The sequence below is a fragment of the Bacillus cereus group sp. MYBK245-2 genome (genome assembly GCF_051916145.1).
GTDB classification, from domain to species: Bacteria; Bacillota; Bacilli; order Bacillales; family Bacillaceae_G; genus Bacillus_A; species Bacillus_A pacificus.
Genome location: NZ_JBQAGB010000004.1, coordinates 161,898 through 174,559 on the forward strand (window position 1 = coordinate 161,898; position 12,662 = coordinate 174,559).

A 12,662-nucleotide genomic window follows, 5' to 3' on the forward strand; every position below is an offset into this window, starting at 1 on the left:
TTATTTACTGTCTTTTTACTAGTTTCGCATGTACGACTAATCTTCCTGCTTCTGGATCAAGTGCATAGTCACATGTAGAAAGTGTTATAATTTCATCATTAGCCGTCAATTTCGTATCCGTTTTGTAAAGGGATTTATCTTGAATTTGCTTTAAGAACGCTGTATACGCTGCATCGCTTTCAAAATCCGTTTCAATGTAATAAAAGTCCGTCGTTGTCGTATATACTGAAAAAACTTCAACGTCGTATCCTTCAAATAATGTATCGTAATACAATTTACGATGGGACATGAAGAAATCTTCATCCAACATCTTTTTTAAACTTCCAAACATAGAACCGTCCTTCATACGATGACCATATAAAATAGTATTTCGGTTTTGAGATTTCACATCATTACGATAATCCATAAAAATACTTCCCGCTCTCATATCCTCGCCTTTATAATTACGAAATAAATAGTAATCATTATCCTTCGCTTGAACGATTGGATAATTGATTTGTGTATCATCCATCGTAATCCATCCCACTATTTCTGGATTAATTTTTTGGAGAGCTTGAAACTGTTTACGTACTTCCCCATCTTCTGATTTTTCTTCCATTGGACTTCTCTTATAAATATGTTGCGCTTCAGCCATTACTTTACGATTTTCATAATAATCCATGAAAATCCCACCCAATTCATACATTGAATAGAAAAAGATTCCTAAAAATACAATTGTAAGTATTCGTTGAAAAAAAGAATTCTTTTTCCGTTCTTTCTTACTATTCAAATTATCACCTCAAAACGGATTATGCCCAGCCTTTAAATTCCCATTGGTACCATGTATAACCCTGTATCTTCGTCTTGTTTCACAACGACATCTACACCATATATTGCTTTAACCATTTCTTCTGTTATTACCTCATTAGGATTACCTTTCGTAACAATTTCCCCATCTTTCATAACGATAATATGATCACTATAACGAATGGCTTGATTAATATCATGTAGTACCATCACAATCGTTAATCCATACACTTCATTTAATTCTTTCACTAACTCTAATATTTCTAGCTGATAATAAATATCTAAATATGTTGTCGGTTCATCTAAGAAAAGCATTGGTGTACTTTGAGCTAATGTCATCGCAATCCAAACTCGCTGTCTCTCTCCGCCCGATAAAGCATGAATTGGCTTTTCACGCTTACTTTGCAAATTCGTACATGTTAGTGCACGCTCAATTGCTTCTCTATCTTCATTAGTTTGCGAAGAAAAAATATTTTTATATGGCATACGTCCAAAGCTTATTAGTTTTTCCACTGTAATATCTGCTGGCGCCTCATTTTGTTGATGGACAACAGCTAATTTTCTAGCAAACTCTTTCGGTTTATACTCACTAATCGCCTTTCCATCAAGTATTACTTCCCCACTATTAGGAGCATGATTTCTAGACATAACACCAAGTAATGTTGATTTCCCGCAACCATTCGGACCAATGATTGTTGTAATTTTCCCAATTTCTATTTCACTACTAACAGACTTTAAACGATTTGTTACATTATCGTATGAAAAGGTTACATTTTTAATTTCCATGAACTTTATCACTCTTTCTAAGCAAGAATATTAAGAATGGGCCACCAATAACTGCCATAATCGTCGCCGCTGGAATTTCGTTAGGTGGCACAATTAACCTTCCAATCGTATCCGCCGTCAAAATTAATAACGCTCCTGCAAGTGCAGAAAATGGAATCAACACTTTATGGTCTGAACCAACTAGTTGTCTCGAAATGTGCGGAACAAGTAATCCTACAAAAGCAATAACACCTGCAATCGCTGTTGATACTGCCGCTAAAAGTACTGCAATAGCAGAGATAATAAGACGAACTCTCGTCACGTGCAAGCCTAAGTTTTTCGCAGTCTTATCTTGTAGTGATAATAAGTTACACCAAGCTCCTACAAACAGAGCAAGAATAAGACCAATTGTTCCATACGTAACCATTATTTCTACATCACCCCACGTCTTCATCGTTATATTAGAAGTCGTCGTTTGCTTAATACTCTTTATGAAATATCCACAAATCGTAATGAACGATTCATTTAATCCAGTGAACATCGCATTAATAGCTATACCAACTAAAATAATGCGAAGTGGACTTAACCCTGACTTCCATGAAAAGGCATAAACGAGATAACATGCAAATGCACCACCTAAAAAGGCAAATACTGGTGTCCAGAAAAAGAATTGCGGGAATAACGTAATAATAACAAGTGTCATAAAACTTGCTCCTGAAGATATACCGATCACTCCAGCATCAGCGAGTGGATTTTTCATAACAGCTTGAAAAAGCACACCTGAAACTGCAAGAGCCGCCCCAGTGAACAGCGCAATAATAATACGCGGGAAACGTAAATCTTTAATCACTTCCACATCTTCATTAGCCCCTGTAAATATTCCTTGTACAAGGTCTACTATCCCTATTTCTAAACTCCCTTTCATTGCTGACAATGATGTCATAACAATAAGTAATACAGTAACAATGAAGAAACTCCAAGTTTTTTTATTCATTCCACTCTTCCTTTATATGAAAATGCATCACGGATACATCATTTTCTTCAATTCATCTAACGCTTCCATTGCCTCTAAATTTCCCGTCGTTCCAAATAAACGCTCTTCTAAATCGTAAACACGGTTATTCTTAACTGCAGCGAAGTGTTTCCAAATATCATTTGTTTTAAATTCTTTATCAAACATTTTTACAACTTCATCAGGCATACCATGTGCTGCTCGTAAAATAATATCTGGATCAGCTTTCTTTAAATACTCTGTATTAGAGGCTAAATACTCTACTTTCTCACCTTGTACAATGTTTTTACCACCTAATTGTTTCACTAAATCACCAATATAGGAATGCTCAGTTGCTACTAAATAGCTCCCTGGTACACCTAATAAAATAAGCACTGTCGGTTCTTTCTTTCCTTTTACTTCTTTTTGAATGCTAGCAACCTTTTTATCTAACTTCGTTACAACTGCTTCAGCCTGCTTTTCGCGTCCATATTGCTTACCTAAATTACTAATGGAATTTTGCATATTTTTTAAACTAGTTAAGTCCACAAAATTTGCTTTCATACCTACACCGTCAAACACCGGCTTTAATTCATATTCAAGTGTTGTCACGGATAATACTTCTGACGGCTTTAACGACTTTACTTTTTCCATATCAGGGCTCATCGGATTCCCGACTTCAGCTAAACCTTTATATCTTTTTGGTAAATCTTTCGTACTCGTTGGCACACCAACTAAATCTACTTCTAACGCATCCATAATTTCAGTAACAGCGACGGTCGTTGCAACAACCCTCTCTTTATTTTCACTCTTTGCCGGCTTCGCTGTTTCTTTTTTTTGTGGGGAGCAACCAGCTATACTCACTAATAAAATGATAGCCATTAGTACACTTGCAATTTTCTTCACTCTTAATCACCACTCCTTTCCAAACAATATGAAACAAGTCTTGATGCGCCCGAAAACGCATCAAGACTCCCAAAATTACAATCTACCAGCTCTATATTTACGAACTAGTAAAGCGAGTGACCCAAGCAGTAGCACCATGTATAAACCAAGCTGTGCTGTATCTGCAGTTTTTGAGTTTTTCTCTTTTTTCGCATCATTATTTGTAGCTTCGCTTTTCTTTTTACCATCTGCATTTCGGTTAAAATCAGGAGTTCCTACTGTTTTTACATTATCTACTTTCGGTGTAGTTACTGGATTTTTCGGATCATTCTTCGGATCTTTTTTTGGATCCTCTTTAATCGTTCCTAACGCACCAATATTATTTGTATCAAATTGGATTTGTACATCGTAGAAATGATGGTAGTTCATTTCGTTAATATCTACTTTTACTTTTGCATTTAATTTTGCAAATAAATCACTTACTTCAAATTGCACTACTCTCGTATTTGCATTTTTATCTTCGCTCACTATTTTCGCATCAGCAAATAGACCATTGTTTTCTGTTTGGAATTTCGTAATCCACGCACTATTTTTCAGCGTCATCTCAATGTACTTTTTACCATCTTTAACGATTAATTTTGCTGGATGCACAGTATAGTCATGCATCTTTGAAAGTTCATTTGTTTTGTCTTTTAACACTTTAAATGGAATATCGTATTGACCATCTACTAAATTTTTCGGATCAACGATTACTTTCGGCTTATTATCTCCTTCTTGGTTATTGTTTCCACCTTGGTTTTCATTTCCACCTTGGCTATTGTTTCCGCCCTGGTTGTCATTTCCACCTTGGCTATCGTTTCCGCCCTGGTTGTCATTTCCACCTTGGTTGTTGTTTCCATCTTCGTTACCTGAAACTTTAATACTATTTTGATCAAACACAAATTGAACATCGTAGAAATGGTGATAATTCATCGCATCAATATCTACTTTTACTTTTGCATTTAATTTTTTTGATAAATCATCTACTTCTATTTCTACTACCTTTGTGTTTTTTTCTTTGTTCTCACTTAACGCTTTCGCGTCAACGAAAGAACCATTTTTTTCATACTCAAACTTTGTAATCCACGCACTATTCGTTAATGTAAACGATACATACTTCTTACCATCTTTTACTTTTAATACACCTGGACTCTTTGTATATGTGTTCATGATTGAAATTTCTTCTGTTTGATCTTTTAAAACTTTAAAACCAATGCTATATTCACCATCTTTAAGAGCTTTTGGATCAATGGTTGTGTTATTGCCTTGGTTATTGTTTCCACCTTGGTTTTCGTTTCCGCCTTCGTTGTTGTTCCCACCTTGGTTATTGTTTCCGCCTTCGTTGTTGTTTCCACCTTGGTTTTCGTTTCCGCCTTCGTTGTTGTTTCCACCTTGGTTTTCGTTTCCACCTTCGTTGTTGTTTCCACCTTGGTTTTCGTTTCCACCTTCGTTGTTGTTTCCACCTTGGTTTTCGTTTCCGCCTTCGTTGTTGTTTCCACCTTGGTTATTGTTTCCACCTTGGTTTTCTACTGGCTGAATGCTATCTTTATCAAATGCAAATTGGATATTGTAGAAATGATGGTAATTCATTGAATCGATATCTACTTTCACTTTTGCATTTAACTTCTTAGATAAATCGTTTACTTCTACTTCCACTACGCGTGTATCAGCCTTTTTATCTTCACTTAATACACTTGCATCAATAAACGAACCATTTTTCTCAAATTCAAACTTTGTAATCCATGCACTATTCGTTAATGTGAATGATACATATTTTTTACCGTTTTTTACCTTTAACACGCCTGGACTCTTTGTATACGTATTCATCATTGAAATTTCTTCTGTTTGATCTTTTAAAGCTTTGAAATCGATGCTGTATTCACCATCTTTTATTGTGTCAGCATCTGGATTCTTGTTTCCATCTGGTTTTTCTACTTCTGGCTTTTTATCTTCATCCGGTTGCTTTTCTTCGTTCTTAATTGGCTCAAGTTTTTCTTGATCAAATGAAAGCTGTACCTCATGCGTTTGTTTATAATTTCTTGATGCCATTTCAATAAAAACTTTTGCATTTAGTTTTTTAGATACATCGTCTACTTCAAATTCTACGACTCTTGTATCTTTTTCTTTAACTTCACTCACTACTTTTGCATCAATAAATGCACCATTTTTTTCCGTTTGGAAATTTTTAATTAATGAGCTACTTTTTAGTGTTACAAATGCTTTTTTCTTACCGTTTTCTACTTTTAATACTCCTGGATTTACCATGTAAGTATTCATTCTAGATTCTTCATCTGTCTTATCTTTTAACACTTTAAATGGAATACTGTACTCTCCATCTGCAATTGTGTTAGAATTTGGTTGTTGATCTGGGTCAGGCTTTTGGTCGGGCTTCTGACCTGGATCCGTAGTTTCCTTTGGATCTGGCTTATTAGCTGGGTCCTCTTTTTCATCTGGTTTTTCTACATGAATTGGTGTAATGCTATTTTGATCAAATGCAATACGAACATCATATTCATGATGATAGTTCAGAAAATCAATATCTACTTTTACTTTCGCTTTTAATATCTTCTCTACATCTTCCACATCGAATTCTACTACTCTTGTATCTTTTTCTTTATCTTCACTAATTACATTTGTCTCAACAAGTTGACCTGCTTTGTCTGTTTCAAATTTCGTAATCCATGAACTATTTTTTAATGTAAAGGACACTTTCTTTTTCCCATCCTTCACTTTTAAAGTTCCTGGACTTACAGAGTATTCATTCATCATGGATACTTCATCCGATGCGTCTTTAAGAACTTTAAAACCGATTGAGTATTCACCGTCAGCTAATTGAGTAGCTGCTTGAACTGCAAGTGGTTGTAGTGTCGATACGAATGTAAATATCATTAAAAACATAGCAACAACGATCTTAAGATACCTGTTCAATGAAATAACGCTCCTTTTTATTTATTTACTAAACTTCACGTTACGAATTAAGAAAACACCTGAAATAAGAATTAACACCGCAAATAATCCGATACGTGCTTCATCTCCTGTTTTAGGATTATCTGTTTTTTCAGCTTTACCATTTTCATTTTTTGTATCTTTATTTGTTTCTTTGTTCGCTTCTTTGACTTGTGTACCTGTTTTCGTTTGATCATTGTTTTTTGTTGTAGCAGCCGCGCCGTTTTCTCCACCTACCGCTTTTACATTTGCATCAAATGCAAAGCGAATTGTGTAGTTATGGTCATAATTTACGTTTGGTACAACAACATGAATTTTTGCAGCTGCTGGTTTAGATAAATCATCTATTTTAAACTCTACTGTTCTTTTATCTGCCGATTCATCTTTACTAACAACTTTTGCATCAACAAAATTCCCGTTCTCAGGTGCTTTAAATTCTGTAATCCAAGCACTATGATTCATCGGGATTTGCACTCTCATCTCACCATTTTTCACAACTAGCTTAGCTGGTTTTTCAAAATAATCATTTGCCATTGAAGCTGAATCATTTTCCGCTTTTTGAATGACATAGTTAATATCGTAAGTACCGTCAGCTAGTTGTGCTGCAACTTTCCCATATGGCATGACAAGAAAAGCTAGCATACATACGAACGTTATAATAAAAGCGGGTAATACAGAAATCTTTCTCATTTGGCTTACTTCCTCCTTGTTTATCTTTCATCCATACTTTTTGAAAATGATAATTATTCTCATTATATTAGAAAAAAATAATAATCTTCTATCCTTATTTAATTGTAATTTGTTTATGTAATACAGATATTATTGATTATCATTCTCAATTCATGTTAAAAATAATATCCCTCTCTATTCTTTATAAAGAGCGATTCTTATTTTAACATAAGTCCCTATTTATTTCGTTGATTATCATTCTCAATGAATCTCAAAAAAAATAAAACTATCCATTTTCCTACTTGATCACCTCTATCTACAAAAATAATATTGTTATAGAAAACTTTATACCTTTCACTCCTCACTTTCCTTCCAATATTTCCACAACTAAGTCAATCTTAGCCTACTCATAATTTTTTTGTCAACTATATTACGTATAAAATTTTAAATATCTAAATTTCTCTATATATGGCTTTCCCTACAAAAAAAGAAGCTTTCTTTCATAGAAAGCCTCTTTTCTCTATTTTTCTACAGCAACTTCTTGCTTTTGAAACAAAGAAATAATATATCCAATTACAATACCTACTAGAGCAGGAACGAACCAACCAATCCCTACACTATATAATGGAATTTTATTTAAAATTGGTGTTAATGCTGCAATCTCAAGATTTGCATTGTGTAACCCATCAAAGAAACTAATCATGAATGCTCCTACAATACCACCTACATACATGACTAAAGGAAGACGAATATAGTTTTCAACAAGTGATAATACAATAAGCACGATACCAATTGGGTAAATTGCAATTAAAATCGGTAATGCTAATGCATTTAACTGAGTTAATCCAAGATTCGCTACCATAAATGCTAATACGCAGAAAATGAAAACAACCTTTTGATAAGAAAGTTTTGGTAATAAAGAAGAGAAATATTCTCCGCAAGCTGCAACAATACCTACAGAAGTTGTTAAACATGCTGCTGTAATTGCGATTCCTAATAATAGAGTTCCGTAACTACCGAATAAATGATTTACAACGTTTGTTAAAATAATCCCTCCGTTTGCTCCCATTCCAAGAGAAACACTAGAAGCTCCGAGATAAGCAAGCGCCAAGTAAACGAGTAGTAAACCAAGTGCCGCAATAAATCCTGCAAAAATTGTTACTTTTGCAATGCTATTTTTATTTGTAATACCTTTTTCTTTTAACGCATGAATTACAACATTTCCGAATACAAGTGCTGCAAGTCCATCTAAAGTTAAATATCCGTCAATAAAACCTTTAAATAGCGGAGCACTATATGCTTCTGTTGGTGCACCAAATTCACCCATTGGTGTAATAAGTGCTTTCACTACAATAATTGCAATAACAGCTAATAAAATCGGAGTTAATACTTTACCGATGCGGCCCACTAATTTTGATGGGTTTAAAGCTAAATAGAAAGTGACAGCAAAGAAAATAAATGTAAAGATAACAAGTGGATACGATTGACCAGCTATTTCACTTGATAAAAACGGTGCAACACTCATTTCATAAGCAACAGTTCCTGTACGCGGCACACTTACGAATACGCCTAAACATAAATAAATTGCAGTAATAAAAACTAGTGCGAATATAGGGTGTACACGCCCTGCTAGCTCATTAATATCTCCCTTTAAAGCTATAACGATAACTCCTAATAAAGGCAATCCAACGCCTGTTACGACAAAACCAAATAGTGCGATCCATACATCTGTTCCAGCGCCTTGTCCTAATGCTGGTGGAAAAATCATATTACCCGCACCGAAAAATAGTGCAAATAACATTAAACTTATTGCAAACATCTCAGAAAACTTTAAAGATGATTTCATTTCTACTAACCTCCTACATAATAATTATAAATTAACAAAATATTCTGAATCAAAATCCGTCACATATCCTCTTTCAAGCATACTTCCCCGTAAAAGAACGCAAAAAACACCCGTCCCTAACAAAGGGACGAGTGTTGAAATCGTGGTTCCACCCTTATTCTAATAAAATGAATTTATAACGAAATAAGCTCATTTTATAGCTCGTGTAAATTGATAACGGTTTTATCCGCCAAGAATTACAATGCATCATGCAGTTCACTCTTGAAGTTTAGAGGTGGTAAGTCTGTCTTTTCGTATTAGGAAGCTCACAGCCTAAGGCTTCCCTCTCTGAGAATCGTAAAAAACAACTCATGTCCTCATCATTACTTTTATAAAATATCTTGTCGAAACTTGTTGTTTTTTATTATATGGGCTATTTTTTAAAAAATCAATAGTTTTATTTTTTCTGACAAAAAATATAGGGAGAAAATTTTTCCTCCCTATAGCTGCCCTATTAATATTTCTAATTCCCCATCTGTAATGTTTCGCCATTTTCCTACTTCAAGATCGTCTAGCTCTATATTCATAATGCGTTCTCTCTTTAACTTTGTTACAGTAAACCCGAAAGCTCGACTCATTCTACGAATCTGTCTGTTCATTCCTTGCGTTAAAACGATTCGAAATGTAGACTGATCAACCCTCGTCACTTTACACGGCTTCGTCATCCCATCTTTAATCTTTACACCGCTGGACATCTCATCAATAAACCAATCTGTAAAAGGTTTATCGACTGTGACAACATATTCTTTCTCATGCTCATGATCACCGTGTAAAATTTGATTTGCAATCGCACCGTCATTCGTTAATAAAATAAGGCCTTCTGACGCTTTATCTAATCGTCCAACAGGAAAGATACGCTCAGGGTAATTAATATAATCAATAATATTGTCCTCAATATGATCAGCTGCTGTACAAGTGATGCCAACTGGTTTATGGAATGCGATATACACCTTTTCTTTCTCTTCTTTTGCAATAACCTGCCCATCAATCGTTACAACATCACCATCGCCCACGAGTGCACCGTGCGTACATATTTCACCGTTAATCGCCACGCGTCCAGCTTTAATGAGGCAATCTGTTTCGCGTCTTGAGCAAGATTTTGCTTCGCTTATGTATTGGTTGATTTTCATAGCTTATTCCTTTTCATATATATTAAAAGCGTCAATCTATGGCAATATCATTATGCCACGATTGACGCTCGTTTACTTCGCAAAAACAACTAAATAAATAACCCCAATCACCAAAAATATTCCGCAACAAGCTAACAATACTTTTGCAAGTTTGTCCATAAACATATAATGGTTTCCCCTTTGTTTCGTTGTTTTCTATTTTAATTCGACAACTGTTACGCCTAGGCCTCCCTCGCCCATATCACCGTAACGGAATGTTTTCACACCGCGATGCTTCTTCAAGTAATCTTGTACACCTTGGCGAAGTGCTCCTGTTCCTTTACCGTGAATGATTGATACGCGAGGATAGCTTGCAAGCTGGGCATCGTCTAAATATTTCTCGACGCGCGCCATTGCATTTTCAAATCGTTCTCCACGAAGGTCAAGTTCTAAAGAAACGTGATAGTCTCTACCTTTTACTGTTGCAACTGCTTTTTTCTCTGTTTGCTTCGGTGTGTTAATGTATTCCATATCGGATTCTTTTACTTTCATCTTCAGAATACCGATTTGTACGCTCCACTCTGTATCGCTTACTTTTTCAAGTAATTGACCTTTTTGACCGAACGTTAATACTTTTACTTCATCACCTGCGCGCAACTGTTGTTTCGGCGCAGTGTTTTTCACGTTTACCTTTTGTTTCTTTACAAGCTCTGGCGCTGCGCCTTCTAGACGGCTCTTCGCTTCAATTAGCTCGTGATCTTTCACGTTTGCAAGCTGTGCTTTGCGCAATTGACGAAGTTCTTGAATAATGCCTTCTGCTTCTTTCTTTGCAGCTTCGACTTTTTCTTCCCCTTCTTTTTGCGCTTTTAATAATCGTTCATCACGTTCTTCGTTAAATTCAATAATTTGACGTTGTAATTCGCGATGCAGTTTTTCCGATTGCTTGCGAAGCGCTTCTGCTTCGTTCCAGTCACGCTCTGCATTCTTTTGACTTTCTTCTAGCTTCGCAATCATATTTTCAATTTTGTTTGTATCTGTACTAATGTGGTTACGCGCTTGTTCAATGACGCGATCAGATAATCCAAGACGTTTCGAAATTTCAAAGGCATTACTACGTCCTGGTACACCGATTAATAATTTATACGTTGGGCTTAACGTGTTTACATCAAACTCAACGCTCGCATTAATAACTTGCTCACGGTTATATCCGTATGCTTTTAATTCTGGATAATGCGTCGTAGCAACAACGCGAGCACCACGATTACATACCTCATCTAAAATGGAAATGGCTAGTGCAGCCCCTTCTTGCGGGTCTGTTCCAGCACCTAACTCATCGAATAAAACTAAGCTTTCAAAATCAGCTTTTTCTAAAATATCAACAATGTTCACCATATGTGAGGAGAACGTACTTAAACTTTGTTCAATCGATTGCTCATCACCGATATCAGCAAAGATATTTTTGAATACACAAATCTCTGACTCATCCATTACTGGAATGTGAAGACCTGATTGCGCCATTAATACACAAATACCAACTGTTTTCAGCGTAACTGTTTTACCACCTGTATTCGGTCCCGTAATAACAATTGTCGTGAAATCTTTCCCTAACATAATGTTATTTGGCACGATAACTTCTGGATCAATAAGCGGATGACGTGCCTGTCTTAAATCCATATAACGCTCGTTATTTACGATTGGCTTCGTTGCTTTAATACGCTTCGCATAAAAAGCTTTCGCAAAGATGAAGTCAAGATTTGCAACTACTTCTACGTTTGATAAAACGATATCCGCTTCTACTGCCACTTCTTCTGTTAACATTAATAAGATGCGTTCGATTTCTTGTTTTTCTTTCACACGTGCTTCTTGAAGCGCGTTATTTAATTCTACAATGACTTGCGGTTCAATAAATAACGTTTGTCCAGAAGCCGATTGATCGTGAACAATACCGCCATATACGCCGCGGTATTCTTGTTTTACTGGGATTACGTAACGTTCGTTACGAATCGTTACAATCGAGTCAGACAGCATCTTTTGCGCGTTTGAAGAACGCGTCATATTTTCTAACTTTTCACGAATACGGCTTTCCGCAGTACGAATTTGAGTACGAATACCGCGTAGTTTATCACTTGCGCTATCGACTACTTCCCCGCCATCACCGATACAATTTGTAATTTTCTTTTCTAAATCATATAAAGATACAATTTGAGCAACATGCGTTTCTAAAATGGGAAGCTCGACACCATTATCAACCATATCTTCAATGAAACGTTTCATATTGCGACTACCATACATCGTATTCGCAATATCAAGTAGTTCATTTGGACTTAACATACTTCCAATCTTTGCACGCTTCACATTGGAGCGAATATCCGTAATACCACCTAATGGTGCACTACCTTTTAAACGAATGACTTTCGCTGCTTCATCCGTTGTATCTTGCATTTCTACAATTTCTTCAAAATCAGTGCTCGGCACTAAATGCTTCACTTTGTCACGACCAAGTGAAGATGCTGTATGTTCAAGTAATTGTTCTTTTACTTTATTGTATTCTAATACACGCAACGTTCTTTCTAACATGTTGCAGGTC

At 35.7% G+C, this 12,662-nt stretch carries 9 protein-coding genes and 1 other annotated feature; all 9 genes read right to left on the minus strand.

Translation table 11 applies throughout. The annotated features are described in order from the left end of the window. Positions 1-4 precede the first annotated feature (4 nt). Positions 5-769 (minus strand): class B sortase, encoded by a 765-nt coding sequence (srtB, locus tag ACTFRN_RS09700; RefSeq protein ID WP_001086113.1) that lies wholly within the window; start codon positions 767-769, stop codon positions 5-7. A gap of 32 nt (positions 770-801) precedes the next feature. After that, positions 802-1,572: an ABC transporter ATP-binding protein gene (locus ACTFRN_RS09705; RefSeq protein ID WP_000403751.1), complete on the minus strand. Its 771-nt coding sequence runs from the start codon at positions 1,570-1,572 to the stop codon at positions 802-804. Beyond that, on the minus strand, positions 1,562-2,545 hold the full coding sequence (locus ACTFRN_RS09710; protein ID WP_001036817.1) for a FecCD family ABC transporter permease: 984 nt from the start codon (positions 2,543-2,545) through the stop codon (positions 1,562-1,564). The genes ACTFRN_RS09705 and ACTFRN_RS09710 overlap by 11 nt, the downstream gene beginning before the upstream one ends. 27 nt (positions 2,546-2,572) lie before the next feature. Beyond that, positions 2,573-3,448, minus strand: a complete 876-nt coding sequence (isdE, locus tag ACTFRN_RS09715) for a heme ABC transporter substrate-binding protein IsdE (protein ID WP_074568225.1) — start codon at positions 3,446-3,448, stop codon at positions 2,573-2,575. Between the two features lie 75 nt (positions 3,449-3,523). Next, complete coding sequence (locus tag ACTFRN_RS09720; protein WP_100632356.1) at positions 3,524-6,394, minus strand: NEAT domain-containing protein; 2,871 nt, start codon at positions 6,392-6,394, stop codon at positions 3,524-3,526. Between the two features lie 21 nt (positions 6,395-6,415). Next, positions 6,416-7,102: a heme uptake protein IsdC gene (isdC, locus tag ACTFRN_RS09725; RefSeq protein ID WP_001226897.1), complete on the minus strand. Its 687-nt coding sequence runs from the start codon at positions 7,100-7,102 to the stop codon at positions 6,416-6,418. 499 nt (positions 7,103-7,601) lie between these two features. Next, positions 7,602-8,927: a branched-chain amino acid transport system II carrier protein BrnQ6 gene (brnQ6, locus tag ACTFRN_RS09730; RefSeq protein ID WP_000842668.1), complete on the minus strand. Its 1,326-nt coding sequence runs from the start codon at positions 8,925-8,927 to the stop codon at positions 7,602-7,604. A gap of 120 nt (positions 8,928-9,047) precedes the next feature. After that, positions 9,048-9,299, minus strand: a binding site (T-box leader). Between the two features lie 107 nt (positions 9,300-9,406). Continuing rightward, on the minus strand, positions 9,407-10,096 hold the full coding sequence (locus ACTFRN_RS09735; RefSeq protein ID WP_000700717.1) for a 23S rRNA pseudouridine(2604) synthase RluF: 690 nt from the start codon (positions 10,094-10,096) through the stop codon (positions 9,407-9,409). 195 nt (positions 10,097-10,291) lie between these two features. After that, a complete protein-coding gene (locus ACTFRN_RS09740) occupies positions 10,292-12,652 on the minus strand; it encodes an endonuclease MutS2 (RefSeq protein ID WP_000893733.1) in 2,361 nt (786 codons plus the stop codon). Positions 12,653-12,662: the final 10 nt, after the last annotated feature.